This window comes from Micromonospora sp. RTP1Z1, assembly GCF_033804685.1.
Lineage (GTDB): Bacteria > Actinomycetota > Actinomycetes > Mycobacteriales > Micromonosporaceae > Micromonospora.
Genome location: NZ_JAPFQV010000029.1, coordinates 29,257 through 54,559, shown reverse-complemented (window position 1 = coordinate 54,559; position 25,303 = coordinate 29,257). Strand labels below are relative to the sequence as shown.

Annotated in this window: 23 protein-coding genes and 3 pseudogenes; 20 read left to right on the top strand and 6 right to left on the bottom strand. The window is 71.6% G+C overall.

Features of this window, described 5'->3' with window-relative positions; all coding sequences use genetic code 11:
* Nucleotides 1-204 precede the first annotated feature (204 nt).
* On the bottom strand, nt 205-975 hold the full coding sequence (locus SLP03_RS16455; protein ID WP_319461473.1) for an AAA family ATPase: 771 nt from the start codon (nt 973-975) through the stop codon (nt 205-207).
* 644 nt (nt 976-1,619) lie between these two features.
* On the opposite strand from SLP03_RS16455, the gene SLP03_RS16450 reads away from it, so the two are divergent.
* The 6 genes from SLP03_RS16450 to SLP03_RS16425 all read left to right on the top strand — a co-directional run bounded on the left by SLP03_RS16450 (nt 1,620) and on the right by SLP03_RS16425 (nt 9,318).
* The gene (locus SLP03_RS16450; protein ID WP_319461472.1) at nt 1,620-2,003 is read left to right on the top strand and encodes a pilin; all 384 of its coding nucleotides are present in this window, start codon (nt 1,620-1,622) and stop codon (nt 2,001-2,003) included.
* Nucleotides 2,004-2,005: 2 nt separating this feature from the next.
* Nucleotides 2,006-2,926 (top strand): conjugal transfer protein TrbL family protein, encoded by a 921-nt coding sequence (locus SLP03_RS16445; protein WP_319461471.1) that lies wholly within the window; start codon nt 2,006-2,008, stop codon nt 2,924-2,926.
* A gap of 35 nt (nt 2,927-2,961) precedes the next feature.
* Entirely contained in the window at nt 2,962-3,891 is a 930-nt protein-coding gene (locus tag SLP03_RS16440) for a PrgI family protein (RefSeq protein ID WP_413644534.1), read from the top strand.
* The gene (locus tag SLP03_RS16435) at nt 3,888-5,687 is read left to right on the top strand and encodes a VirB4 family type IV secretion system protein (RefSeq protein WP_319461469.1); all 1,800 of its coding nucleotides are present in this window, start codon (nt 3,888-3,890) and stop codon (nt 5,685-5,687) included. The genes SLP03_RS16440 and SLP03_RS16435 overlap by 4 nt, the downstream gene beginning before the upstream one ends.
* Nucleotides 5,684-8,188 (top strand): type IV secretory system conjugative DNA transfer family protein, encoded by a 2,505-nt coding sequence (locus SLP03_RS16430; RefSeq protein ID WP_319461468.1) that lies wholly within the window; start codon nt 5,684-5,686, stop codon nt 8,186-8,188. Before SLP03_RS16435 ends, SLP03_RS16430 begins: the two co-directional genes overlap by 4 nt.
* A gap of 278 nt (nt 8,189-8,466) precedes the next feature.
* Nucleotides 8,467-9,318 (top strand): replication-relaxation family protein, encoded by an 852-nt coding sequence (locus SLP03_RS16425; protein ID WP_319461493.1) that lies wholly within the window; start codon nt 8,467-8,469, stop codon nt 9,316-9,318.
* A 176-nt stretch (nt 9,319-9,494) separates the two neighbouring features.
* Here the strand turns inward: SLP03_RS16425 and SLP03_RS16420 are convergent, their stop codons facing one another.
* Complete coding sequence (locus SLP03_RS16420) at nt 9,495-10,073, bottom strand: TetR/AcrR family transcriptional regulator (protein WP_319461467.1); 579 nt, start codon at nt 10,071-10,073, stop codon at nt 9,495-9,497.
* 91 nt (nt 10,074-10,164) lie between these two features.
* On the opposite strand from SLP03_RS16420, the gene SLP03_RS16415 reads away from it, so the two are divergent.
* Nucleotides 10,165-10,611, top strand: a complete 447-nt coding sequence (locus tag SLP03_RS16415) for a DUF1772 domain-containing protein (protein WP_319461466.1) — start codon at nt 10,165-10,167, stop codon at nt 10,609-10,611.
* A gap of 123 nt (nt 10,612-10,734) precedes the next feature.
* On the opposite strand, the pseudogene SLP03_RS16410 reads toward SLP03_RS16415, so the two are convergent.
* Nucleotides 10,735-11,761 (bottom strand): annotated as a pseudogene (locus SLP03_RS16410) (IS5 family transposase).
* Nucleotides 11,762-11,961: 200 nt separating this feature from the next.
* Here SLP03_RS16410 and SLP03_RS16405 point away from each other — a divergent pair.
* The 10 genes and pseudogenes from SLP03_RS16405 (at nt 11,962) to SLP03_RS31655 (ending at nt 21,078) form a co-directional block, all read left to right on the top strand.
* Nucleotides 11,962-12,396 (top strand): MarR family winged helix-turn-helix transcriptional regulator, encoded by a 435-nt coding sequence (locus SLP03_RS16405; RefSeq protein ID WP_319461465.1) that lies wholly within the window; start codon nt 11,962-11,964, stop codon nt 12,394-12,396.
* Nucleotides 12,393-12,827, top strand: coding sequence for a hypothetical protein (locus SLP03_RS16400; protein ID WP_319461464.1), 435 nt, complete (start codon nt 12,393-12,395; stop codon nt 12,825-12,827). Before SLP03_RS16405 ends, SLP03_RS16400 begins: the two co-directional genes overlap by 4 nt.
* Nucleotides 12,828-13,916: 1,089 nt before the next feature.
* A complete protein-coding gene (locus SLP03_RS16395; RefSeq protein WP_319461463.1) occupies nt 13,917-14,567 on the top strand; it encodes a hypothetical protein in 651 nt (216 codons plus the stop codon).
* Nucleotides 14,568-15,065: 498 nt separating this feature from the next.
* Complete coding sequence (locus SLP03_RS16390; RefSeq protein ID WP_319461462.1) at nt 15,066-15,884, top strand: MarR family transcriptional regulator; 819 nt, start codon at nt 15,066-15,068, stop codon at nt 15,882-15,884.
* A 90-nt stretch (nt 15,885-15,974) separates the two neighbouring features.
* Nucleotides 15,975-16,613, top strand: coding sequence for a GGDEF domain-containing protein (locus tag SLP03_RS16385; RefSeq protein WP_319461461.1), 639 nt, complete (start codon nt 15,975-15,977; stop codon nt 16,611-16,613).
* A 96-nt stretch (nt 16,614-16,709) separates the two neighbouring features.
* A complete protein-coding gene (locus tag SLP03_RS16380) occupies nt 16,710-17,546 on the top strand; it encodes a hypothetical protein (RefSeq protein ID WP_319461460.1) in 837 nt (278 codons plus the stop codon).
* Complete coding sequence (locus tag SLP03_RS16375) at nt 17,543-18,319, top strand: DUF6283 family protein (protein WP_319461459.1); 777 nt, start codon at nt 17,543-17,545, stop codon at nt 18,317-18,319. The genes SLP03_RS16380 and SLP03_RS16375 overlap by 4 nt, the downstream gene beginning before the upstream one ends.
* Nucleotides 18,320-18,454: 135 nt before the next feature.
* A complete protein-coding gene (locus tag SLP03_RS16370; RefSeq protein WP_319461458.1) occupies nt 18,455-18,928 on the top strand; it encodes a hypothetical protein in 474 nt (157 codons plus the stop codon).
* Nucleotides 18,925-20,040, top strand: a complete 1,116-nt coding sequence (locus tag SLP03_RS16365; protein ID WP_319461457.1) for a C40 family peptidase — start codon at nt 18,925-18,927, stop codon at nt 20,038-20,040. Before SLP03_RS16370 ends, SLP03_RS16365 begins: the two co-directional genes overlap by 4 nt.
* A 74-nt stretch (nt 20,041-20,114) precedes the next feature.
* Nucleotides 20,115-21,078: pseudogene (locus SLP03_RS31655) on the top strand (transposase).
* Here SLP03_RS31655 and SLP03_RS16355 read toward each other — a convergent pair.
* A complete protein-coding gene (locus tag SLP03_RS16355; protein ID WP_319461456.1) occupies nt 21,075-21,983 on the bottom strand; it encodes a methyltransferase domain-containing protein in 909 nt (302 codons plus the stop codon). The pseudogene SLP03_RS31655 and the gene SLP03_RS16355 overlap by 4 nt on opposite strands.
* Before the next feature lie 224 nt (nt 21,984-22,207).
* Nucleotides 22,208-22,360, bottom strand: a pseudogene (locus SLP03_RS16350) (IS5/IS1182 family transposase); the annotation flags it as partial.
* A gap of 193 nt (nt 22,361-22,553) precedes the next feature.
* On the opposite strand from SLP03_RS16350, the gene SLP03_RS16345 reads away from it, so the two are divergent.
* Both SLP03_RS16345 and SLP03_RS16340 read left to right on the top strand, forming a co-directional pair.
* Nucleotides 22,554-23,573: a DUF4314 domain-containing protein gene (locus tag SLP03_RS16345; RefSeq protein WP_319461455.1), complete on the top strand. Its 1,020-nt coding sequence runs from the start codon at nt 22,554-22,556 to the stop codon at nt 23,571-23,573.
* Between the two features lie 43 nt (nt 23,574-23,616).
* Nucleotides 23,617-23,919, top strand: a complete 303-nt coding sequence (locus SLP03_RS16340; RefSeq protein WP_319461454.1) for a hypothetical protein — start codon at nt 23,617-23,619, stop codon at nt 23,917-23,919.
* A gap of 3 nt (nt 23,920-23,922) precedes the next feature.
* On the opposite strand, the gene SLP03_RS16335 is transcribed toward SLP03_RS16340, so the two are convergent.
* Entirely contained in the window at nt 23,923-24,045 is a 123-nt protein-coding gene (locus SLP03_RS16335) for a hypothetical protein (RefSeq protein WP_319461453.1), read from the bottom strand.
* A gap of 130 nt (nt 24,046-24,175) precedes the next feature.
* Between SLP03_RS16335 and SLP03_RS16330 the strand changes: the two genes are divergently transcribed.
* Nucleotides 24,176-25,297: an AAA family ATPase gene (locus SLP03_RS16330; RefSeq protein WP_319461452.1), complete on the top strand. Its 1,122-nt coding sequence runs from the start codon at nt 24,176-24,178 to the stop codon at nt 25,295-25,297.
* Nucleotides 25,298-25,303: the final 6 nt, after the last annotated feature.

Sequence of the window (25,303 nt, the reverse complement as noted above, 5' to 3'; positions counted from 1 at the left end):
TCGCCGCCACCACCAGCTTCCGCATTCACAGGAGCTCACAGCGGCTCACAGCGTGCCGCTCGCCCTTTCTTTTGGCCTGGGTGCGCGGGCTATGACGGACATGTCGGCAACTCACAGTGCGGGGAGCCCGACGGCTCTATGCCCGCCCTTCGAGACCTGCCGCGGGCCGGGCGGCGCCTGCATGTTCGGGTCCGGCGGTGCGGGTCAACGGTCGTCGCTGAACAGGTAGTGCAGGTACCGCTGCGGGTCGGCCAGGAACGAGCGGGTCAACACCACCGGCTGCGCCTCGTCGTAGCTGACCTCGCTGATGGTGCCGGTGACGTCGATCTGCAGGATCCGCGCGTGCGGTACGGCCAGCAGGATCGGTGAATGGGTGGCCACGACGAACTGCGAGCCGGTCTCGGCGAGGTCGCGGATCCGGGTGAGCATCGCCAGGCAGCCGTGCACCGACAGCGCCGCCTCCGGCTCGTCGAGCAGGTACAGTCCACGCGATCCGAACCGGTGGGTAGCCAGGTCGAGGAATGACTCGCCGTGGGAACGCTCGTGCAGGCTGCGGCCGCCGTAGCTATTGCCGACACCGAGGCGGTCGATCTCAGTGGCCACGTTGTAGAACGACTCGGCGCGCAGGAAGAACCCGGTGCGTGGCTTACCGATCCCGCGAACCAGTCGCAGGTACTCGCCGAGGGGCGATTCGGTGGCGCGGGTGCTGAACCGGAAGTTGGCTGATCCGCCCTCGGGGTTGAATCCCGCCGCCACCGCGATCGCCTCGATCAACGTCGACTTGCCGGTGCCGTTGTCGCCGACCAGGAACGTCACCGCCGGATCCAGCTTCAGCCGGCCCGCCGCCCGCAGCCCTGCGACGACGGGCAGCGTGAATGGATAGCCCGACAGGTCCGCGTCGGCCTCGGCCAGCTCCACCCACCGCAGGAAACCGCCGCCGTCTCGACGTCGGGCCGACGCACTGGGACCGGTCATCACCACGCGACCCCCTGCCTCGCCGCCATGTCCTCCACCGCCTCAACGGTAGTTGGCCAGGCAACCAGCCTCGCCGCCTCAGCGGATGAGGCAGGCGCCTCACCGCCGTCGGAGGGCGCAGCAAGCACTGCACGTACTTTCCGCTGTGAGGCCCGGCGCATCAGCTCCCGCCAACGGTCACCCTAGGTAGTTACAAGTATTTCGACATGCTGTCCGCCCGCCCGGAGTTCCAGGTGTCCGCTGGCACCGCACGGGACTGTGATCTGCGCTGTGAGAGTCGCGGGCCGCGTGTGAGCGGCTGTGAGTTGTTCAGGCGTTCGCCAGAGCACACAAACGGCGGTTTGAGGGTGCGGAACCACCACGCCCCGACCGTGGGCGTCGATCACGTTCCGCCCGCCGCCGGGCCCGGAACACGTCGGGCCGTCGTGAGCCGGGCGCCTCGGGTGCCGCGCAGTGCTTGGTGCGCTGACACCTCATCGAACACATCGCTACCCGACAAGGGAGGACGTGCTCCTCCCGAGGACAGTGCGGTTCGTGGCGTCCCTCGTGCCCACGCGCCCGGCGGCGGTCTTCCTTTCTTGCCCGCCCGCTAGCGCCCTGCCGCATGCCGTTGCATGGCGGCCGGGGCCGGAGGTGAACCCACCATGTCCCGCATCCCGGCACGTCTTCGTGCCCTCCCCCACTCCCGCACCGCCCGTCGGGCCAGCCGCGCCGCCGCCGTCACCGCGGAGGTGATGCTGTTGCTGTCGGTGCCCGCCGCCGCGTACGCCGACACCGGTCTGCCGGTGCTGGCGGCGAACTCGCTGCCGGTCGTGATCGCGAATCTGCAGTCGTGGCTGATCGGCATCCTCGCCGCCCTGGCCACCCTGTTCCTCGTCCTGGCCGGTGTCTACTGGGCCACGGCCGGGGGTGACCCGGCGCAGGTCGACAAGGCCAAGGGGGCGTTGAAGAACGCCCTGGTCGGCTACGGCCTGGCCGTCCTCGCCCCGGTGCTGCTGGACATCGTCCAGGGCATCGTCGGAGGCTGATCATGGGTTGGCTGCTCGACCAGATCCTGGACTGGCTGGCGGCGGCGATCCTCGCGACCCTGGACGCCCTGTTCGGGTTGATCAGCAGCGCGCTGCTGGTCACCCCGAACGTCACCGGCCTGCCGCAGGTGCAGGCGCTGACCGGCCGTTCGGTCCTCGTCGTGGACACCGTCTTCGTCCTGGCGTTCGTCGCCGCCGGCGTGCTCACCATGACCGCGGGCGGCAGCGAAACTTCCCGCTACACCGCCAAAGACCTCGTCCCGAGGCTGATCGTGGGGTTCGTCGCCGCGCATTTCTCCCAGTTGTGGTGCGGCATGCTCATCGACCTCGCCAACGCCCTTACCGCCGCTCTCACCACGTCCGACGGTGACAGCAACGGCGCGCTGCGGGCGATCAAAACCCATATCGCCGCCGGGCAGGACAAGACCGCAGTGCTGCTGTTCGTTGTCTGCGTGGCGATCATCGCGGTCCTGCTCGCTGGCACCGCGTTCAGTGTGATCGTCAGGTTCGCCGCCGTTTTCGTCCTGACGGCCTTCGCTCCCCTGGCCCTCGCCTGCCACGCCTTGCCGCAGACCGATCCGATCGCCCGCCTGTGGTGGAAGTCGTACGTCGGCACGCTGGCGGTGCCGGTGGTGCAGGGGTTCACCCTGTATGCCGGGCAGTGGATCCTCACCGACCCCGAGCACCTGCTGCCCGTGCTCGGGCTGCCGGTGGAGCCGGGCGGGGTCATCAACCTGTTTGTCGTGATGGTCATGTTGTGGACCACGCTGCGGGTGCCCGCCCTGATGCGCCGCTATGTGGCCGCCAGCGGCGGTGGCCGGGGCGCGAACATGATCGGCGCGGCGGTGCGGGTGATCGTGGTCCAGCAGGTCACCCGGTCCGTTCCCGGCCTCGGCCGGGGCCTGCGGGCGGTGGGCCGATGAACTCCCGCGACAACAGCGAGTCGGGTCGGGCGCGGATGCCCGCCGACGTGGACGCACCCGACAAGGTCCTCTACGGGCTGACGTTCCGTCAGCTGGCGATCCTCGCCGTCGCCGCTCTCGCCTTCTACGGCGCCTGGCGTGCCCTGCACCAGGTCTTGCCCCTACCGGTGCTCGTCGGCGCCGCCGTGGTGATTGGTGGGGTGGTGTTCGGCGTCGCGGTCGGCCGGCGTGACGGCCTGTCCCTGGACGTGTGGCTGCTCGCCGCCGTCCGCCACTCACGAGCGCCGCGGGCGCTGTCGACCACCGACACGACGTCGAAGACCCCGGACTGGGTGCAGGCGCCGAAGACGAAGGTGATGTTGCCCGGACCGCTGAAGCTGCCCGCCGACGCCATCGACGACGCCGGCGAGATATGGCTCGGTGCCGGCCGGGCGGCGATGGTCGCCGCCACCAACGTCAACCTCGCCCTGCGCACCCCGGACGAGCAGGCCGCACTGGTCGACACCTTCGGCCGCTGGCTCAACAGCTTGTCGACCCCGACGCAGATCGTCGTGTCCGCGCAGCCGGTCGACCTGCGCTCCCACGCCCGCACGCTGGCCCAGGCAGTCGAGGCGCTCCCGCATCCGGCCCTGGCCGATGCGGCGGCCGACCACGCCCGGTTCCTCGAGGATCTCGCCCAACGGCGGGACCCGCTGCGTCGGCAGGTCCTCATCGTCACCCGCGCCAGCGCCGGTGAGCGGACTGACCACGCCGCCCGCCGCAGGGCGGAGGACACCGTCCGGGCCCTGTCCGGGCTCGGCGTCGCCACCCGCGCCCTGGACGGCGCGGCCGTCACCGCCGCGATCGCCGCGGCGGCAGACCCCTACCGGCCACCCCGGCCCGGCGGCCTGGCCGCCCCCGACACCGTGATCTCTGGCCCGGCTCCCGACAGCCGCCCCAGGCGCAGAGAGAAGCGATCGAGATGAGAAGCCGCAACCGCTCCCGCACCCCTACCGACGGTGGCCGTCAGTCTGCTGGGCTGGCGGCCACCGTCGCACCGGCGTCGGTCGAGGTGACCCCGCGGATGTTGCGCATCGGTGACGGGTACGCCGCGACCCTCGTGGTGACCGGCTACCCGGCCGAGGTCGGCCCGGCCTGGCTTGAACCATTGCTGTCCTGGCCGGGCCGCCTCGACCTCGCCCTGCACATCGAGCCCCTGCCCGCTCCGGTGGCGGCGTCCCGGCTGCGCAACCAGCGGGCCCGGTTCGAGTCGTCGAGGCGGGCCGACGCCGACCGGGGCAAGCTGTCCGACCCCTACGTGGAGGCCGCCGCGGACGACGCCGCCGACCTCGCCGAACGCCTCGCCCGCGGCGCGGCGAAGCTGTTTCGCGTCGGCCTGTACCTGACGGTGCACGCCCGCACCGAGGAGGAGTTGCTGGACGCGTGTGCGCAGGTCAAGGCCGCCGCCGCGTCCACCCTGATCGAGGTGCAGCCGGCCACCTGGCGGCACCTCGCCGGGTGGACCACCACCCTGCCCCTGGCCACGGACTCGCTGCAGATGCTGCGCACCATGGACACGCAGGCATTGGCGGCCGCGTTCCCGCTCGCCAGCGCCGACCTGCCCGCGCCGCTGCCCGGTGACCCGCCCGCCGAGGGTGGGGTGCTCTACGGCGTCAACCCGGACTCCGGAGGGATCGTGTGGTGGGACCGGTGGGCGCAGGAGAACCACAACTGCGTGGTCCTGGCCCGCTCCGGCGCCGGCAAGAGCTACTTCGTCAAGCTGGAGATCCTGCGCAACCTCTACCAGCGGGTGCAGGTGGCGGTGATCGACCCCGAGGACGAGTACGTGCGCCTTGCCGACGCGGTCGGCGGGACCATCGTCCGCCTCGGCGTGCACGGCGTGAAGATCAACCCGTTCGACCTGCCTGCCGGCGACACCCGCCCGGATGTGCTCACCCGCCGCGGGTTGTTCCTGCACACGCTGATCAGCGTCCTGCTCGGCCAGCAGCCGCCACCGGCGGAACGCGCCGCGCTGGACCGGGCGATCCTGGCCGTCTACCGGACCGCTGGCATCACCCCCGACCCCGCCACCCACCACCGCCCCGCCCCGCTCCTGCGCGACCTCGCCGCCACCCTCGCCGCTGACGACGACGAGGCCGCCCGGCAGCTCGCCGCGCGGCTCGCCCCGTGGGTCGACGGCTCGTTCTCCGACCTGTTCGACGGGCCGACCACGACCCGACCGGACGGGCACCTGGTGGTGTGGTCGCTGCGGCACCTTGCCGACGAGCTGCGCACCGTCGGCACCCTGCTCGCCCTCGACGCAATCTGGCGGGCGGTGGACGCCGTCGACCCGGCGCGGCTGGCCACCCGCCGGCTCGTCGTGGTCGACGAGGCGTGGCTGCTCATGCGCGACGGCGAAGGCGCCCGGTTCCTGTTCCGCATGTCCAAGGCCGCCCGCAAGCGCCACGCCGGCCTGACCGTCATCACCCAGGACGTCGCCGACGTCCTCGGCACCGACCTCGGCCAGGCCGTCGTCGCCAACGCCGCCACCCAGGTGCTGCTCAAGCAGGCCCCGCAGGCCATCGACGCCATCGGCGACGCGTTCGGCCTCACCGCCGGGGAACGGCGGCTGCTGCTCGCCGCCCGAGTCGGCCAAGGGCTGCTGATCTCCGGCACCAACCGCAGCAGCTTCGAGGCCATCTCCTCCGACGCCGAGCACCTGCTGTGCACAACGCGGCCGGCGGAGCTGGCTGGCCTCGACGACGAGGAGAACGACCTGTGAGGCCACCAGAAACACTGTCGTTGCTCGTATCGCCGCCACCGGCGCCCAGCCCGCCCGGGCCGGGCGCCGGCCTCGTCGTGCCGGCGACCGGGCCCAGCCGCTGGGTCGCCGACGCCGCCGACTGGGCGGTGCAGCGGCCGTGGCTGCTCGCTGTGGCTGCGGCAGGGTTCATCGCCTCCGTCGCCGGCCGCAACCTGCTCGACCTGTGGCGGCACCGCCGGCACGCCGACAATGCCCGCACCGTGACGATCGCCCCGCCACCGCAGGTCGACGCCACCGGCGCCGCGGCGCTGTGGGCGAACCTGGCCGGCACCCTGACCCCGTCCCGGCGCCGCCGGCTGCTCTACGGCAGCCCGCACGTGGTGTGGCAGTACACGTGGACCGGGCGGCGGCTGCTGATCTCGATCTGGGTGCCGGGCAGCGTGCCGCAGGGTGCGGTCGAGGCGGCGGTGCGGGCCGCGTGGCCCGGTGCCGCGACATCCACCATCGCGGCAGGCCCGCCGATCCCGCTCGAGGTGCGTGCCGCGGTGGGCGGGCATCTCCTGCCCACCGCCGCCGAATGGTTGCCCCTCGCGACCGATCATGACAGCGATCCGCTGCGGGCGCTGATGTCCGCCGGATCCGGACTCAAGGCCAACGAGCACGCCTGCGTGCAGGTCCTCGCCCGTCCCGCCACTACCCGTCGTGCGGCACGGGCGCGGCGGGCGGCCGGGCGGCTGCGTGACGGCAAAACCGCCGTCCCGATGCTCAATCCGGCGGCGCCGCTGCTGTGGCTGATCGAGCTGTTCCTTCCCCCTCGGACCGTCGGCTCCCGGTCGACCGTCCCGGCCGGACGCCGCGACCCCGGCGTCGAGCGGGACGTGCGGGCGATCCTGGACAAGACCTCCCACCCGCTGTGGCAGACCGGCATCCGCTACGCCGTCGCCAAGAACAGCCAGCGCAGCGGGACCGACCCGCAGGGCCGGCTACGGGCCGTTGCGGACGCGGTCGCCTCCAGTTTCGCCGTCTACGCCGGCCGTAACCGGCTCGCGCACGGGGCCCGCATGTCCTCGCCGGTCGCGGTGCTTGCCCGCCGTCGCCTCGGTGCGGGGTTCCTGACCTCGACGCTGGAGCTGGCCGCGCTCGCCGCGCTGCCGCGGGACCTGGCCGTGCCCGGCCTGGACCGGGCGCGGGCGAAGTCCATGCCCGCCCCGGTGGCCGTGCCCACCGGCGGTCGCGGCGCGAAGGTCCTCGGTGACGCGGAGGTCGGCGGCCACGCGGTGGCCCTGGCGGTGCCGGATGCGAGGTATCACATGCACGTGATCGGATCCACCGGCTCTGGGAAGACGACGCTGCTGGTGAACATGGCCGTCGACGACATCACCGCCGGCCGCGGGACGGTGGTCATCGACCCGCACGGGGACATGGTCCTGGACATCCTTGACCGGCTCCCTGCCAGGGTCGCGGACCGGGTGGTGCTGTTCGACCCCGACCAGCCCAACCCGCCGACGCTGAACCCGCTGTCCGGCGACGACCCCGACCTGGTGGTCGACAACCTCGTGTCGATTTTTGGGAACATCTTCGCCAAGGCGTGGGGACCCCGGATGGACGACGTGATGCGGGTGGCCTGCCTGACCCTGCTGCGACACGCCAACGTCACCCTCCAACACATCCCACCCTTGCTGAACTCGGCGCAGTTCCGGTCGGCGATGACGGTCAACCTCGACGACCCGGCCGGCCTCAGTGGGTTCTGGCAGTGGTACGACGAGCTCAACCCCGCCCTGCGTTCCCAGGTCATCGGGCCCGTCCTCGCCCGCCTGCGAGCGTTCCTGCTGCGCGACTTCGTCAAGCGCACCATGCGCTACCCACGCTCCAGCTTCGACATGGGCGAGGTCCTCGACGGCGGTGTCCTGCTGGTGCGCATCCCCAAGGGCACCCTGGGCGAGGACACCAGCAAGCTACTCGGCTCCCTCGTCCTCGCTCAGGTGTGGCAGGCCGCCACCGCCCGGGCGAAGACCTCACCCGAGCGTCGCCGGGACGCGACCCTGATCATCGACGAGGCGCAGAACTTCCTCACCCTGGCCAACTCGCTGGACACGATGCTCGCCGAGGCCCGCAAGTACCGGCTGTCCCTCGTCCTGTCCCACCAGGACCTCGCGCAGTTCCCCCGCGACCTGCTCGCCGCCGCCTCCGCGAACGCCCGCAACAAGATCTACTTCTCGTGCGCGCCGGAGGACGCTCGCGTCCTCGCACGGCACACCCTGCCCGAACTCGACGAGCACGACCTGACTCACCTCGACGCCTATACCGCCGCCGCCCGCCTCGTGGTCGACGGATGCCAGACACCAGCGTTCACCTTGAAGACGCGTCCACCCAAGCCAGTCGTCGGCGAGGCCACCGCCATCCGGCAGGTTGCTGCGGCGGCGGTGCCCGCACAGGACACCAGCGCCATCGACGACCTCGTTGAGCAGTACTCACGGCGAGGCGGCCACGCCTCCCGAAGCAACGGCCGCCGACGGTAGAGAGGCGCCGCCTTCAGGCCCGCCGCTGACTGCCTCTGCCCCTGTCTGCCAGCGACCGGTCCCGGGAGTTTCCGCTTGTCCTTCCGCGCGGGCTTCAGCCGACCTTCACCAGCGCTCACCCCTTGAAGGGCAGCCAGTACCCGGCATGTGGCCTGTCAGGGCAGCACACGGCCCGTGCCCGGGAGCGGCCGCCCTCGCCGGCAATTCCCGACACCCTCCCCACAGGAGGGTCCATCCCTTCTACCCCCCCAAGGAGAACGCTCGTGTCCCGCTCCCTCATGCGCGACCGTCTCGACCATCTCCGCAGGCTCACCCTGCGCGACCGCCAGCTGCTGGCGTGGCTCGCCGAGCACTACATCCTGTCCGCCGGCCAGATCACCCAGGCCCTATTCCCCTCAGCCCGCTCCGCCCGCCTGCGCCTGGCGACCTTGCACTCCATCGAGGCCGTCAACCGGTTCGTCGACGTCACCACCGGCGACCGGCAATACCTCTACACCCTCGGCCCACTCGGCATGCTCGTGCATCCCACCACCTTCCACGACCCCGACCACCCTGGCGCCCGCACCCCGCGCACCAGCTTCGACCGCGTCGCGCGGATCGTCGGAAGCCGCAATCTGCGGCATCTGCTCGGCACCAATCAGCTGTTCATCGACCTGATCCAACACACCCGCAGCCACCACAGCACCCACCTGCGACGGTGGTGGTCCGAACAACACGCCACGGCCGCGTTCGCCATCGCCGGCATCCGCCCCGACGGGCACGGCATCTGGTCCGCTGACGGCCGGACGGTCGGGTTCTTCCTCGAACACGACAACGCCACCGAGCCCCTCGGCACGGTGCTGGCAAAACTGCGCGCCTACAGCCGGCTCGCCGAGTTCGGCCCCCGTTACCCGGTGCTGCTTCGCGTGCCGAGCCGCCGCCGCGAAGCCAACCTCCTCGACGCCCTCGCCGGCGTGCCCACCGTCATGCCGGTCGCCGTCGGCGTCCACGACGAGCACCCCGCCGGACCCGCCTGGAGCCTCACCGCAGAACCCGGCCTGCGCCGGTGCCTGCACGAGCTGCCCAGCAACCACGGACCCGTCAACCCGGCGACCAACCCCCACCGCCCCATCGAGGACATCGACGGCTAGGGCGCGTATCGGGTCGTGATCAATGAGCACCGCAGCTTCCGGGGCCGGGTGCCCCGTCGGGGTCCGGGGCCCGGCGATCTGCGGCTGCGCCGTGTGGGCGCGAGTGACCGGAAGCGATGCCGCAGGCAGGCAGCGGGGCCCGAGGACCCCGGCTGTGTGCCCGCCGGGACGGTGCGTCAGAGCATGGCGAGCCGGTCCACCAGCAGCTCCACCCTCGGCTCGGTGTCCTCCGGCGGCAGCCGTCCCGCCCGGGTCAGGGTCGCCAGCCCGTGCAGGGCCGCCCAGAACACCTCGGTGAACAGGCCCGGGTGGACGCCGTCGCCGGCGACCTCTCCGAGGCTCTCCAGCAGGGCGGCGAAGGCGTCCTTCAGAGGTTCTGGGGTGTCCGCCTTCGCGAACGCCAGGCCGCCGTCGAGCTGGAACATGGCGTCGTAGACCGCCGGGTTGCGTGCGGCGAAGTCGAGGTAGGTGCGGGCGAGGGCGGTGACCCGGGCGCGCGGGCCGTCCGCGGCGGAGGTCGCGGCCCGCAGCGCCGCGGCCATCTCGGCGGCGCCGTCGAGGGCGACGGCGCCGATGATCTCGCGCTTGCTGCGGAAGTGGCTGTAGAGGACGGGCTGGCTGTATTCGATGCGCTCGGCGAGCCGGCGGGTGGTGACCGCGTCCCAGTCCTGCTGCTCGGCGAGTTCGCGGGCTGTCGCCACGATGAGGCGCTCGCGCTCCGCCCGTTCGCGCTCCTTGCGTTCCTGTACCGACATGATTCGATCCTAGCACCGCTAGACAAGCGAGCGACAGCAGTACTAGTGTTGCCACGTTCGCTATCAATGCTAGATCCCAGGAGGGGTCATCATGCTCAACGCACTCGAGGTGTTCACCACCGTGGTCGTCGGCGTGATGGTGGGGGTGGAGTTCGCCGTCGCCTTCGTCATCAACCCGATCCTCGACGGCCTCCCGGGCGACAGTGGCCAACTCGGCCGCGCCCACGGGGGCCGGATGCTCGGCGCCGTGATGCCGGTCTGGTACATCACCTCGCTCGTCCTCGTTGCGGTCTGGGCCATCGCCGGATGGCACCACCACGGCAACGGCCTCGTCGTCACCGCCGGCGCGCTGCTGATCCTCAGCGTGATCATGTCGATCCTGCTGCTCGTCCCGATCAACAACCGGGGCAAGACGTGGACCCCCGACGACCGGCCCGCCGACTGGAAGCAGCAGATGAACCGCTGGGACCGCTTCCACTACGTCCGCGTCGCCGTCATCATCGCCGCCTTCGCCCTGCTGGTCGCCGCCCTCACCTGAGCCCCCGGGGCGACACCGCGCACGCGGCGCACAATCCCACTCCCCGGGCGGCAGTGGGCCACCGAAATTCCGACATCCGGGTATGCAGCTGCCGCTGAGAGCCCACAACTGCGATCCGACAAGCTACGCCCCTCGATGACCTGCGCGGCTCTCGGCTCTGGTTCGGGTGAGGTCTTTGATCCAGATCACCGAGGCACGCAGCTGAAGCCCGGCGAGGTAGCTTTCCGGGGTCTTGTCGTAGCGGGTCGCGATGCCCCGCCACGCCTTGAGCTTGTTGATCAGGCGCTCGACGGTGTTCCTCTCCTTGTAGAGCTCGGCGTCGTGGCCGACGGGGCGTCCCCCTTTGCGGCCCTTCCTCTTCCGGTTGGCGGCCTGGTCCCGTTTCTCCGGGATGACGGCCTTGATGCCGCGCCTGCGCAGGTGGGCGCGGTTGCCGCGGGACGAGTACGCCTTGTCCCCGGCGACCGCGTCCGGGCGGGTGCGGGGACGGCCGATGGGCCCGCGAACGCGCACCTTGTCCAGTATGGGGATGAACTGCGGGCCATCGGCGGCCTGCCCCGCGGTCAGGACGAACGCCAGCGGGCGGCACCTGCGGTCGGCGGCGAGATGGACCTTGCTGGTCTGCCCGCCCCGAGAGCGTCCCAGGAGTGCGGCCTTCAGTCGGAGTTTGCGACGGCGCCGGATGCGTCGTCGCTCTTCCCGCCCGGGATCGTCTTCGGTCTTCCGCCCGTTTTGCTCTTCGCAACCGCCCCCTTTGACCTGAGCCTCTCCTCCTCGGTGGCCTTCTCCAGCGCGTCGAGCACGCAGGGATCGAGGTGCATCCCGGCGGCGTCGTGGTGGGCTCGGGCGGTGCTGGAGTCGATACTGACCAGCGACAGGTCCACCTCGCCCCGCTTCGCGCCCTCGGCTATCAGCCCCTTCAGCAGGGCCTCGAAGACACCGGCGTCGCGCCACTGCTGGAAACGGTTGTGGACGATCGACCAGGCACCGAACTCGGCGGGCATTTCCGCCACTGCCCGCCCGTCCGAAACCGCCACAGCACCCCCTCGAACTGCTACCGCAGCCGCACCGGATACGGGCCATACTCGCCGATCGGCAGGTACGGCTCGATGAACTCCCACTCCACATCGGCCAGTTGCGCACGTGTCATGCAAGACGATCTACCTGATCGAAGATCAGCGCGAGGGGAAAACCCGCTCATTGATCACGACCCGATACGCGCCCTAACAGCCCCAGCGCCGCTCGCAGCCCAGGTCAGCGCACCGGCTGTTGCCTTGCCCGTACTAACGAGTTGGGGAGCGGTTCGGGTCGACTTGCAAGAGTTACTACGACATCGTATAGTCCGAAATCGTGACTTCTTCCTCGACGCCGCCCCAGCAGTCGGCGCTGCTCGCGCTGCAGCGCGCCACTCATGCCACCCTGCAGATACTCACCGCCGAGCTGGTCGACCTCGATCTGACCGCTTCGGAGATCAACGCGATGGCTATCCTCGCGGACGGCCACGGCCGCACCATCTCCGAGCTCGGAACCGCGGCCGGCACTCGCCCGACCACACTGACCAGCGTGCTGGACCGATTGGAGCGCCGCGGCCACATCACGCGCGGCACCCGCCCGGGCGACCGCCGGGTCGTGGTCATCGGGCTGACCTCCTCCGGCCGCCTCGCCGCCGACACAATCCGCCAGACCCTGGCCGAGGTGGAAGCCCGCGCGCTCGGCGGCCTGCCCGCCGAGGCCATCGCCGACTTCCACACCGTCCTGCGCGCCCTGGCTGAGGTGTCCTCATGACCCCAACCGAATCCGGGGCACCCCGGGACACCTGCGTCTTCGATGAGCTGATGGCCGAGGTGACGGCATCCGCCGGCACCTTCGGCCACCGCGAGCACGTCCACCTGACCTGGCTGGCGGTGCGCCGTGTCGGCATGCCCGCGGCCATAGCCCTGGTCAGCGACGGCATCCAGCGCACCGCCCGCTACGCGGGAGTGCCCCAGAAATACCACACCACCGTCAGCCAGGCCTGGGTGGAGCTGGTAGCCCACCATGCGGCCGAGCACGAGCTGCAGGATTTCGCGGCCTTCGCCGAACGGCATCCCGCGCTGCTCGACAAGCGCCTGCTCACCCGTTTCTACCGCTCCGCGACGCTGGCCAGTGCCCAGGCCCGAACCAGCTGGGTCGAGCCCGACCTTGCCCCGTTCCCTTGGATGGCCCGCAACCGGTAGCGGCCGGAAAACACCCGCTCCACCGGTGGCCACTCCACGAAGCGAACGGACGAGGCGAATTGTGAGTCAAGCCTGGGCCCGCACGGCCCTGTCCCACCCTGCCCTGTCCGGCATCTCCCGTGCCCACCTCGGCGCGTTGCCCGAGCACTAGCCGTCGTAATCTGTGCACCTGGACCGAGCCGCCTACGAGTACCTGCAGGTTGGACAGGTCGACGTCGTAGTGGCTGTCTCGGCGGTTGTCGTACAGGATCTTGTCGCCGGGGTAGCTACCGCCGACGAGCGTCCAGGGGACGAGCCGGAGCGCCTCCGGGTCGTGAAAGCCGTAGGTGACGAAGCCGTATCCGGCGGCCCGTCCACCGCACCGGATCGCTTTACGGCCGCCTTGCCGTTGATGGTGACGACGAGCCATTCCATGCTTGTGCTGTCAAAGGTGAACGCACCTTCGTGCAGCACGGCGCTCACCTTGCCGCGGCCCGAGGCCGGGCGTCCGTCAATGTGACTGTCAGAAACAAGATCACCTGTGAGTGGGGTCTGTGCTCACGGCACCAACCTCCCCAACCCGCCACCAGAGTCTGTTGATCTCTCACAGTGCAGGTCGGCGCCCCTGCATCGCGGATATGCGGTCGGGAGGCGCTGTGAGCGGCGGCCGCTAGCGTTCTCGGCAACACCCCACCCCACATATCGCTCCAGCCGGTTCGGTCCCACCTCAGGGATTCCTCGCCGCACCCCACCCGGTGTGCCACGCCCACCCGCTACGGCCGGTCGGCACGCCCACCGCGCGGTAACCCCTGACGGTCGCACCCACCACCCGCGCCACCGCATCCCTTCTGTCTCTGACCTGACCCATGTACCCGGTGGGCCGGTCACCCCTGCGCGCCTATGCGCGCGCCCACCCGAAGGAGGAACCCCGCCTTGGCCGACACCATCAACGGCACTGCGCTGACCCGTCACGGCAGCCGCGTGCCCACCCTCCCGCCCAGGCCGGCCCCCGCCAGGGCCACCACGGCTCCCACGCCGAGGCCAGCCCCCGCCCGGGCCGCCACTGCCGCCCCGCGACCCACGGTCACGCCGGCGCCGACCATCGCCACGATGATCGTGTGCCTGCCCGACGAGTTGCCCGCCGCGGCGCTCACCGCGCATCACCGCGACAAGCACTTCGGTGTCACCGGCACCCTCACGCCCCTGTTCTGGGCTGTTCCGCAGCTGCGACTGTGGCAGCGCCAGCAGATGATCGGCCTGCGCAAGGGCCGCCCCGCCTCGTGCGCGGGCGGACCGGTGCGGATGCTCGACCTTCAGGGCATGCGCCACGCCGCGGCAGTGGGAGCTGGGATCCGCTACCAGATCTGGCAGCAGGTCGTGCACGGCACCCGCCCGGCCACCCCCTGGCCGGTGTTCGAAACCCGCCACCTCACCGACCCCGACAGGTACCCCTTCGACACCGCGACCGCGGACTTCCACGCCCAGCCCCGCGTCAACGCAATGCGGATGCACGCAGCTGCCACCCCCAGCCCTGGGCAGCCCGGCGTGGGTGAGTTGGAGATGTACCAGGCGGGCCAGATGGCCTATCAGCACTACACCGCCACCAGCGCCGTCGCCGGTGACGCCATGCTCACCGCCGACGGCCGCAAACTCGCCCCCGCCAGTGACGCCCTCACCCATCGGGTGACCTACCTCGAGGAGGCGCTGCGCCACCTCGACACCCTCGAGCCAGGCCAGCGACTGCTCGCGGTCACCCTGTAGCCCCACCCCACAGGTGCCGGCCGGACGGCGCGCCGTGATCCCTGCACAGGAGGGACCTCAGGCGGGCCGCCCGGCCGGTCCGCGTGCAGAGCCAGACGAGCCGGATCGGCGACAGCACAGGGCTGCCATGCGTCGTCGACATAGGGACGCCCCCGAGCCGGTACCAGCGCCTTGCGCCGGTTCGGCTGGTGCTGTGTCGCCTGCCCACCCCCCTCGGCGACCGGCAGGCAGGTGTCGGGCGACCACCACGCCGGGTGCCCCGGGCATGGGGCGCCGATCCCTGCTCGGCCCGTCACAGGCCGCCCTGTTCCTCTTCCTCCCCTTTCCAATTGATGTCCACCCGTGCCGCCCGTTCCCGTCGCCGTCTGCGGCCGCTGGCAGTGCCACCTGCCTGTCCCGAGATTCGGTCCACGCACTTGATCACTGCCGCCATCGAAGCGTGGATCAGTGCGCGGACCCCAACTCCCGCACCCACTCCGACCCGAAAGGACAACGCGCATGACCGACACTCCGCAAGCGACCGCTCCGGCGCCCAGCACGATCAGGGTGCTGGCCGCGCTCGCCGAACTCGGTGAGGCCACCACCGCCGCCGTCGCGGAGCACGCCGGGATCGGCTACTCCACGACCACTCCGAAACTGCGCGCGTGGGAAGAGTCCGGCCAGGCGGAACGGTTCCGCACCGGCGGCGGCCGCACGTTGTGGCGGCTGACCGACGCCGGCCGCACCGCCACCGCCGCCACATCCCCATCCCGCCCGGACGGCGGCCAACCCGTGCCGGCGCTGGCCACCCCCGATCCGTCCACCGAGCCGCACGCCGTGGAAGAGCAGCCCCAAGACGGCGACGGCTCCTCAGTCGAACCCGACGACCCGCCGGCCGCCGAGGGCGACGACGAGCCGGCAGAGTCGGACCCCGGCGTTGACGTACCGGCGGCCCCGCAGGCCCCGACCACGACCACGTCCGCCGACACCGATCGTGCGGTGGAAGCGCCGGCAGAGCCGAGGCCCGAGGACGAGCGGCACGGTTCCGAAGCCGTGGACACGCCGCAGGACGAGGCCCGCCCTGGGAAGGCCCGCCGTGCGGGCGGGTCGCTGCGCGGGGCGGTGCTGGACATCCTCGAGGCCCACCCCGACCGGGAGTACAGGACCGGTGAGCTCGCGAAGCTCGTCGACGCTGGCAACGAAGGGACCGGCGCGGCCAAGGCCAGCCCGGGTGCGGTCGCCAACGCGGTCACCAAGCTCGTCGCGGACGGCAAGGCGGTGCAGACCGTCGATCGGCCGGCCACCTTTCAACTCGCCCCCGCCACCGGCGGCCAGTAGCCACCACCTGTCAGAGCCCGAGGGCGGGCGTCGTAGTTTGCGGCCTCACGCCCGCCCCCGGTGCTCCTTCGTACAAAGGAGCAGACAGAAGTGTCTCCCATCCTGCAAGCGATCGTCACCACTGTCGGCGGGATCCTCGCCGGCCTCGCCCTCGCCGGAGCCCTGCTCTGGCGCCAACAGCAGGCCCTCGAAGCGGCCCGCTACGACGCCACCCACGACGAGATCACCGGCCTGCCCAACCGGCGGCTGCTGCTCACCCGCCTGCGCGGCGCCCTTGCCGACGGCGCGCCGTGTGGGCTGGTGCTGCTCGACCTCGACGGGTTCAAGACTGTCAACGACACCTTCGGCCACGACACCGGCAACGTCCTGCTCGCCCAGGTGGGGCGGCTCCTCGCTGGCCTCGACGCCCCCGTGCAGCTCGCCGCCCGCCTCTCCGGCGACGAGTTCGCGCTGCTCGTCCGAGGTGACCGGGACGATGTGGCCACCGCTGCCCGCGCCGCCTGCCACGCCATCGGCGGCGCCCCCGTCCGCCTCGACACCGGCGAGGTCAGCGTCCGCGCCTCCGTCGGCTACAGCATCGCCCGGCTCGGCATGAGCCCCCGGCAGGTCCTCGCCGACGCCGACCAGGCCATGTACCACGCCAAACGCGACGGCAGCGGGGTGCAGGGCCACGACCCGTTCGCCACACCGCCCAACGGCGGACGTAGCCGCGACCGCCACCACCACTGACGAACCCACCAACCCAGCACCGACATGCGAAGGACCCCGCAGCCACCGGCTGCGGGGTCCTTCGCGTTGGCGCGCCTGCTCTCTTGAGGAGATGACGTGTTGTCCTTCACCGCCGTCCATGCCCTGTCCGAGTGCCTCCTGGCCGCTCACGCCGAAGCCGACCTCACCGGATGGGGTAACCCGTCGACACTGCTGCTCATCCACGACCAGCCCCTCGACGCGGTCAGCCCCACCTACCGGCGCACGATGCGCAGCGTCGAGTTCCCGCTGCACCCCGACGACCGCCACATCGACCCGGCTACCCTGCCCGACCTGCTGCACCGCCTCGCCGCCGACCTCGACCAATCCGGCGGCGCGGCCGTCGGGTATCGGGCAACGCTCGACGCGATCGTCACGCTGATCCGCCGCACCACGCCCGACGCCCGCCTCCACGCGTGGGCCGCCCTCTACACCGACTCCGGTGGGGACACCTCGCTGGTCCGCCGCGTCGACGCCGTCGACACCGACGGCCGCCTTTACCAGGTCACCCAGGCCCGCGGCGAGGGCCAGCCGCTGCTGGCCACCACCGATCACCCTGAGCCCGACAGCGCCCCCGCGACGTGGCAAGGACTGGCCGCGCTCCTCGCCGCGACCCTCCGCCGAACCGCCACAAGCCTGCCCGGGAGCCCGGCCGCCGGTGCCGCGTCGTGGCCTGCGGGCAAGGAGGAGCCGATCTTCATCAGCTGGGGGCCTGATGGGGTGTCGCTGCGGTGCCGGGTCTGCGGGGCCGTCGACGAGTTCGTCCAGGACGAGGTCCCGTCGATGGCCGGCTACGGCGAGGACACCTACGCCCGCTGCACCCGCTGCGGATCGGTGGAGACCAGCGACCCGATCTTCGGCTGGCGAGCCAAACCCGCAACCTGGCCCGGCCAGCCCGAGGGAAGCGCGCGGTGAGCGGCCAGCATGGCGGCATTCGAGGGCCGGCGTCGTCACCGTGTGGGACATGCCCCTACCGCCGCGATGTCCCCTCCGGCGTCTGGGATGCCTCCGAGTACGCCAAACTACCGGCGTATGACGCGCCCACGGCCCTGCAGCCGCCCGGGTTGTTCCTCTGCCACCAGGCAAACGGGCGGGTGTGTGCGGGCTGGGCCGGCTGTCACGACACCCACCACCTCCTCGCCCTGCGACTGGCCGCGCTGAAGGACATGAGCCCGGACGAGGTCGCGGCGACCCGTGACTACGTCTGCCCCGTGCCCCTGTTCGGCTCCGGTCGGGAAGCGGCCGAGCACGGCATGGCGCGCATCACGGACCCGGACGCGCGGGCCCGCCGGGCGATGGACCGCCTGCGCCCGAAGATCACCGCACGAGGCCTCGACGCGGCCGTCAGGGCGCTTCCGGTTCCGCCGTCACCGGTCGACGGGGACTGCCTCACCTGGTCCCCCGCCACCGCCGGGCGGCTGCGGCAACAGGGGTATCCGGCTCAGGTGATCGACGTGGCCGGCTGGACCAACCGGCAGGCCAACCTCATCGGCTTCGTGCACCGCACGGTCCTCGTCGCCGACCCCGACGCAGAGCCGGCCAGCGGCCTTGTGGTGGACGTGACCGCCCGGCAGTTCGACCCGACCCTGCCCGCCCGCTGGCTCACCGCCTGGCCGGACTACCTGACCACCCTGGCCGACGCCACCGACGTGGAATGCGTGACCCGCTGGCCCGAGCCACAAACCTGACCAACCCCCGATCCAGCAGCACCTACCCGCACGTTCCGAAGGCCACGCGGCCCTGAACATCCGTGTGGCCTTCGCCGTGCTCGCCACGCCACCCAGCCCCATGCCCCAGGCCCCGCTGTCGAAAAGAGGTTCCTTGTGAGCACCCGCTGCTACATCGGCACAACCGACCCGCACCGGCCGCACCTGGTCCACGCCCGGTTCGTGCTCTTCGACGGTCACCCGGCCGCCGTCATTCCCGCGCTCGCCGGGATCTGGACCGGCCACGCCCGCCACGACACCCGGGCGCTGATCGCCGCTGTCGTCGCCCACGACTGGGCGTACCTCGACCCCACCATCACCGCCGCCCCCACATGCGGATTCGCCGGGCAACACCCGGTTCCCGGCGTCGGCATGACCCTGGCCAGCACCAGCTCGGACGGCACGGTCGAGGCGCCCGAACCGGTCACCGTGTTCCCGCTGTCCCAGGCCGCGCACCTCGACGGGCTGTGGATCTACCTCATCGACCCCACCGCCGCGCGCGTCACCGTGCACACCGACGACGGTGAACCCGTCGCCCACTACCACCTCGACACCCACGGTCCGACCGCGGAACGGGCGGTGCTCCGATGAGCGCGCGGGCGCTCGGCGGAGTCGCCGCCGCGGTGGTGGCCCTGCTGGTCCTATGCGCCGGCGCGGCAGGCGCCCTGGTCACCGGTGGGGGCAGCACCGCCGCCGGCTGCTACCGCAGCGTCGGCCCCGACGGGTCACCACAACTGCCGCCGATCAGCCCGACACCACCGGCCGGCGGATACACCGGCAGCCAGGGGTGGAGCAGCGAGCAGACAGCCAACGCGGCCATCATCGTCACCGTCGGCGCGCAGCGGCAGGTCCCGCCGCGCGGCTGGGTCATCGCCCTCGCCACGGCGATGCAGGAGTCGTCGCTGGTCAACCTGCCTGGCGGGGACCGTGACTCGATCGGGCTGTTCCAGCAACGCCCCTCCCAAGGCTGGGGCACCCCCGCACAGCTGCAGGGCCCGCGTGACGCCGCCGGCAGGTTCTACGACGCGCTCCTCGCGGTCGACGGGTGGCAGGCCATGCCGCTGACCGACGCCGCTCAGGCCGTGCAACGCTCCGCCTTTCCCGGCGCCTACGCCAGGTGGGAAGACGACGCCATCGCCCTAGTCCGGATCCTGGCCGGCGGTGCCGGGACCGGGCCGTTCGCCGGGGATCTGGAACAGGCGATGAGCAACCCGCTGTGCCTCATCGACGGTGGAGACGGCCAGTTCGGCGGCGGGACGGTACCGCTACCGCCAGGGTTCAGCCTGCCGCCGGGCACCCCGCTGCCGGTCGTCACCGCGATCGGTTGGGCCCTCGCCCAGCTCGGCAGCCCCTACACCTTCGGCGGGGACTGCACCGCCCCGCACTCCGGCATCCCCTTACGCCAATGCGACTGCTCATCACTGCTGCAGCAGGCCTACCGCGCCGCCGGCATCCCCATCCCCCGCACCACCAGCGAACAGATCCACGCTGGCGCACCGGTCGCCGACATGGACCAGCTGCGGCCCGGGGACCTGCTGTTCATCCCCGGTAGCCGCGGCACTGCCAGCCGGCCCGGCCACGTCGGCATGCACCTTGGACAAGGACTGCTCGTGCAGGCCCCCCACACCGGCGACGTCGTCAAGATCAGCCGACTGTCGGCCTGGCGCGGCCAACTCGCCGCCGTCCGCCGCATCGTCAACTAGGTCCCGTCTGGAGTTGTGATCACGGTGGTGTGGGGACCGGCCGGTCGGCCGCTCCATGCTGGGAGAACGGTGGCGTGACGCGCCGGGAGCTGAGTGACGACGGGTGGGCGTTGGTTGAACCGTTCCTGCCGATCGGGGCCTACGGTCCCTATCCGCAGCGGTTGCGGACCAGTTCGAGGGCGTGATCTGGCGGTTTCGTACCGGCAGCCAATGGCGGGAGATGCCCACGGAGTTCGGGGCCTGGCAGACGGTCTACGCCCGGTTCACCCAGTGGCGCGACGCTGGGGTGTTCGCCGCCTTGATGGAGGGGATGATCGCTGAGGCCGCCCGGCGTGACCAGGCCGACCTGTCGCTGGTCAGCGTGGACTCCACGGTGGCGCGGGCGCATCACGATGCGGCCGGGATGGTCGTTGACCCGGCGGTGCTGGCGGCCCTGGAGCAGGCCGCGGGGGCGAAAAGGGGGATCCGGGATGCGGGCAAACCGCCCCAGTGACCGTCGAGGACCAGGCCCGGGCGGCGGTACGGGCCGAGCGTCGCCGGCTGCTACGGCGCCATCGTGCCCGGCTGGCGGCGGCCGGGTTGGGGCGCTCGCGTGGTGGATTGACCAGCAAGGTGCACCTGGCCGCCGACCGTCGCCGTCGGCCCCTGGCCTTCGTCCTCACCCCGGGGCAGGCCGCCGACAGTCCCCGGTTCGAGGCGGTGTTGGAACGGGTGCGGGTGCGCCGACCGGTGGGGCGGCCACGGACCCGGCCGGAGGCGGTGGCTGCGGCCAAGGTCGACCGGTTCGTCGCGGCCCAGCCTCGCCTCCGGTTGCACTACGCCGCCCGCTACAGCCCGCAGGACAACCCGGTCGAGCGGCTCTGGGCCGCGCTGGTCGCATATCTGGCCAACACCGCCGTCGACTGGCACGACCGCATTCACCAGGCACGGGTGTTCTTCCGACGACGGACCCCGACCGACAACCTGGCCACCGCAGCCCCATGGAGCTCACCCTGGCTGCCACCCAGTTACATGCAGAACTTCAGGCAGACTGCTTAGCCCGGGCGGCGTCCCCATGCCGAGATCAGCGGCGCGAGGGTGAGGTCGAGCTCGCCGGCATCGACGGCGGCCAGGTGCGCGTCGATCTCGACGTCGTTGGCCAGCCCTGCGGCGAGCAACTCGGCGCGGACCATGCGCACCGTCGCGGTCTCCAGCCGGTCGCAGCCTACCCCGCCGACCGGGAAGCAGCCGGCCGCCGTGACATCGACCAGGCCCGCCGCACGCAACGCCCGCGGCAGCGTACGGCCGTAGCGCAGATCGGCGCCGCGGCGGGTCATCAACTCCCGGACGGCGCGCCGCAGCCGGTTGGCGCGCCGCTGCGCCGGGCCAACCTCATCGAGGCAGGCCAGCGGCTGCAGCTCGGTGTCGGCATCCTCTACCAATAGCCAACCGCCGGGCCGCAGCGCCGCCACCATCGTCGCCAACGCCCGGGCACGGTCGGGCACGTGAACGAGCACGAGCCGCGCGTGTACCAGGTCAAACGTGCCTGGCTGCGGCGGCGGGTCCCCGACGATGTCGTGCCGGAGCACCTCGTACCCGCCGTGCGGGTCCAACCAGGCCGGATTGATGTCCGTGGCCAGCACGTAACCGGTTGGTCCGACGGCCGTGGCGAGTGCCTCGGGAATGCTGGGGCCTCCGGCACCAACTTCCCAGCAGCGCCAGCCCGCCCTCACTCCGAGCCGGTCGAAGTGCCCACGCGTGACACCGTCGAACAGCTCGGCCAGCCAGGTGAACCGCTCGCCCGCCTCCACCCGGGCGTTGTCGAGCAGGTAGCGGTGATCCGGGGAAGACTCGGGGGCGTCCGGCGATGGGGGCCTGGACCGCGCGCCAGCAGTATTCACCGGCCCGCCCGCGGTCGTGTCCGGCTCGGGCCCGGGGTCGACGACGGGCTGCGATGAACTCATGCCCACATCCTCACGCCCTACCGCGTGCTGTGTCAGCGCGACACGGGATGAAACCAGACACAGCCTGGCTCCAGCCAACCAGGCCGACCCCTCACCCTCGACACGATCGCCCGCTCATCCGGGACCTCGGTGTCCCGACGCTCCCCGGCCGCCTGGCCGCGTTGCGCCAACTCGTACTCCAGGTCCCGCCGCCGATCGTCGCTTAGGTCCTATTTGTAGTTGGTTCAGGTGGTGGGTTGAAGGCTGCGGAGCCAGATCAGCGCCCCGCGTAGCTGGAGCCCTGCCATATAGCTGTCGGGCGTCTTGTCATAGCGGGTGGCCAGGCCCCGCCACGCCTTGATCTTGTTGATGCACCGCTCCACCGTGTTGCGGCGGCGCCGCGTCGACGTAGCCCAGAGCAGTCGTCCAGAAGGCCGCCAGGGCCGGTGGGTCCGCGCTGTCGAAGGTCATGGTCCACATGTCGGCCATCTGGCCAGCCTTCACCAACCACCTGGGCTGGGCAACCCGCGCGCTGCCAGCCCCTTGTCCGACCGTCTTCGGTCCCGCTCCTACGCAGCACGGAGGTTCCCCGTGACCTGTTCCACCCCCATTCGCGCCATCAGACGCATCGTCACCGTCACCTGGGACAACGCAGCCCGCCTGGCGATGCGCCTCCGCGCCGGCGACCGTAACCGCCGCACCCGCCACACCATGCCGCCGGACACCGCCTGGCAGCAGGTCCTCGACGCGCTGCACGCCGCAAGCGCCACCACCGGCCGGTCCGCGGCGCAGTGGTGGGCGCAAGACACCCTCGGCGGCCGGTCCCGCGATGACGTCACTGGTGCCGCCCGGCGGATCCTCGCCGGCCTCGACGACGGCGACCCGGAAATCCTCGACGGGCTACCCGCAGCGGACCGCTACCTCCCAGCACACGACGAGGGCCGGTACGCCGAGGCCGCCCCGGACGGCGCGCCCAGATGGGCCGAGCTGACCGCCGCCCGCTGCGACCAGACGCGGTGGGCGTCGTGTGACGGCTTCGACGACGCGGTCACCGTGGAGGTTGCGCGACACTGCCGGATCGTCCTGAGCCCGACCGGGGACGACCGCGACCTGAGCCACCTGCAGCCAGACGAGCTGCGCATCGGCGCGCCCGGGGTGTTCGCCGGGGACTGGACGTGGACGCCGAACGCCGACGGGGAGATGCGCATCCCGGTCGGGTTCGTCGGCACGCTCGTGGACACGTGGAACGGGTGGGCCGTGTTCACCTGCAGCCGGGACGTGGCGGAGGCGATCGTCGCCGAGCAGCGGGCCGCCCGCGACCGCTACCGGCAGCATCTCGCCGCTCACGGCGTCACCGAGGAGCGGCGCAACCGCCTACTAGACGAGTCCCTCGCGCGGATGCGCTTCGACGGCGACGTCATCGACGTCGACGAGACCGTCATCCACGGCGACCCGGAAGCGGTGCACCGCATCGCCCCCGACGCCGAGGGCCGATACACCGTCATGGGCCGCGCCTGGACCTGGACCGCCGTGCACCCCTACGACTGCGACCGCATCGCCGGTGACATTCCCGCCCCGGCCGGCCAGCCGACGCCCGACGCCCGACCTTGACCCTCCCCTACGACCTCCCTGACCCCTTGGAAGGACCACGACCATGCTCGATGACTGTGACGACGAGTTCGGCGAGTACGGCCACGAGGAGATCCTGCAAGCCCTGACCCGGCACCTGCTCACCAGCGCCGACCTCGACCAGCTCTGCGACGACGCCGACCTGCCCCAGCTCACCCACGACGACGGCGCCCCGGTGACCATCACCTCGGCCCGCGTCTACCGCGACGCCGGGGTGCTGACCCTCGACCGGGGTGTGTGGCTGGAACTGTCCGACGGCAGCGTGTTCGGCCTGACCGTGCACATCTCCCGCCGCCCGCGCAGCGAGGTCACCCTCCGCCGCCGCTAAGGCTCACTTGCGCCAGTCCGGCTCGACTTGATCGATCCCGGGTTCGGTGCGTTCGTTGTCGTCGCCCACCCGCCCGGTGGCGGCGACACCGCTAACCCGCAGCCCTTCGGGCTGTGTCTTGAGCACGTCACGGACGTTGCTGGCCGCCCCTGCCACGGGGTGGGCCCGCCACTGCCCGTCTCCGCCGCGCGGACAACCAACGCCCGCGCACCCGGAGACGGGTGCGCGGGCCCGACCCCTACGACAGGAGGCCCGCATGGACCCTGCAACCCCATCCACCACCAGCCAGGCCGTGCCCGACTCCGGCGACGGACGCCGGCCCGGCTACCTCTACCGGCAGGTCGCCGTCTACCTCGCCAGCCAACCCGACCAGTGGTTGAAGGTTGGCCAGGTCACCACCGCGATCGCCGCCCGCTCCACCGGGGCGGTGTTCGAAGCCTTGAAGAAGATGGCCGGCGCCGGCTACGCCACGCACTACACCGGCCCGCACCGCTTCCAGGTCACGAAGGCGGGCATTGACGCCGCCGGCGCTATGCCACCACCCGCCCCGCGCACCCCCGGCAGCGGCCGCGGGTCGGGGCGCCGGCAGCCGGTGCCCCGGCCAAACGGTGACCTGTACTTCCCGCGCAAGCTCGCCGGCGCCACGGACGTGGACGTGCTGCGCCGGCTGCGCGACAAGCGCATCCCCGTCCTGCTGTACGGGCCGCCCGGCACCGGCAAGACCGCCCTCGTCGAGGCCGCCTTTCCCGACCTACTCACTGTGGCCGGGACCGGCGACACCGTCGTGGAGGACTTCCTCGGCAACTTCATCCCGCTGCCCGACGGCGGCTACGAGTTCGTCTACGGCCCCCTCGTGACCGCGATGCGGGAAGGGCGGGCGCTGCTCATCGACGACGCCACCCTCATCCCGCCGAAAGTCCTCGCCGTGCTGTACCCGGCGATGGACGGCCGGCGGGTCATCACCATCCCCGGCTACCGCAACGAACGCGTCGAGGCCGTCGACGGGTTCTACGTCATCGCCGGCCACAACCCCGGCGTACACGGCGCCATCCTCACCGAGGCCCTCGCGTCCCGGTTCGACGTGCACATCGAGGTCACCACCGACTGGGACCTCGCCCGCCACCTCGGCGTCCCCTCCCCCGCCGTGCAAGCGGCCATCGCGCTCAACACCGACCTGGCGGCGGGGCGGGTGTCGTGGGCGCCGCAGCTCCGGGAGCTGCTCGGCTTCGCCCGCGTCCGCAGAACCCTCGGCCTGCCCGCGGCGGTGGCCAACCTCGCCGGCCGCGCCCCCGAGGACGACCGGTCGGCGGTCACCGCCGCCCTGCAACAGCACTTCGGCGGGGACGTGACCGCACTGACCCTCGGCAAGCAACGCTGACAGGAG

What these genes read in the sequence shown, in the direction of transcription:
- SLP03_RS16455 (WP_319461473.1), bottom strand. Translation starts at nt 975, where the DNA reads ATGACCGGTCCCAGTGCGTCGGCCCGACGTCGAGACGGCGGCGGTTTC.
- SLP03_RS16450 (WP_319461472.1), top strand. Translation starts at nt 1,620, where the DNA reads ATGTCCCGCATCCCGGCACGTCTTCGTGCCCTCCCCCACTCCCGCACC.
- SLP03_RS16445 (WP_319461471.1), top strand. Translation starts at nt 2,006, where the DNA reads ATGGGTTGGCTGCTCGACCAGATCCTGGACTGGCTGGCGGCGGCGATC.
- SLP03_RS16440 (WP_413644534.1), top strand. Translation starts at nt 2,962, where the DNA reads ATGCCCGCCGACGTGGACGCACCCGACAAGGTCCTCTACGGGCTGACG.
- SLP03_RS16435 (WP_319461469.1), top strand. Translation starts at nt 3,888, where the DNA reads ATGAGAAGCCGCAACCGCTCCCGCACCCCTACCGACGGTGGCCGTCAG.
- SLP03_RS16425 (WP_319461493.1), top strand. Translation starts at nt 8,467, where the DNA reads ATGCGCGACCGTCTCGACCATCTCCGCAGGCTCACCCTGCGCGACCGC.
- SLP03_RS16420 (WP_319461467.1), bottom strand. Translation starts at nt 10,073, where the DNA reads ATGTCGGTACAGGAACGCAAGGAGCGCGAACGGGCGGAGCGCGAGCGC.
- SLP03_RS16415 (WP_319461466.1), top strand. Translation starts at nt 10,165, where the DNA reads ATGCTCAACGCACTCGAGGTGTTCACCACCGTGGTCGTCGGCGTGATG.
- SLP03_RS16400 (WP_319461464.1), top strand. Translation starts at nt 12,393, where the DNA reads ATGACCCCAACCGAATCCGGGGCACCCCGGGACACCTGCGTCTTCGAT.
- SLP03_RS16395 (WP_319461463.1), top strand. Translation starts at nt 13,917, where the DNA reads ATGATCGTGTGCCTGCCCGACGAGTTGCCCGCCGCGGCGCTCACCGCG.
- SLP03_RS16390 (WP_319461462.1), top strand. Translation starts at nt 15,066, where the DNA reads ATGACCGACACTCCGCAAGCGACCGCTCCGGCGCCCAGCACGATCAGG.
- SLP03_RS16365 (WP_319461457.1), top strand. Translation starts at nt 18,925, where the DNA reads ATGAGCGCGCGGGCGCTCGGCGGAGTCGCCGCCGCGGTGGTGGCCCTG.
- SLP03_RS16355 (WP_319461456.1), bottom strand. Translation starts at nt 21,983, where the DNA reads ATGAGTTCATCGCAGCCCGTCGTCGACCCCGGGCCCGAGCCGGACACG.
- SLP03_RS16340 (WP_319461454.1), top strand. Translation starts at nt 23,617, where the DNA reads ATGCTCGATGACTGTGACGACGAGTTCGGCGAGTACGGCCACGAGGAG.
- SLP03_RS16330 (WP_319461452.1), top strand. Translation starts at nt 24,176, where the DNA reads ATGGACCCTGCAACCCCATCCACCACCAGCCAGGCCGTGCCCGACTCC.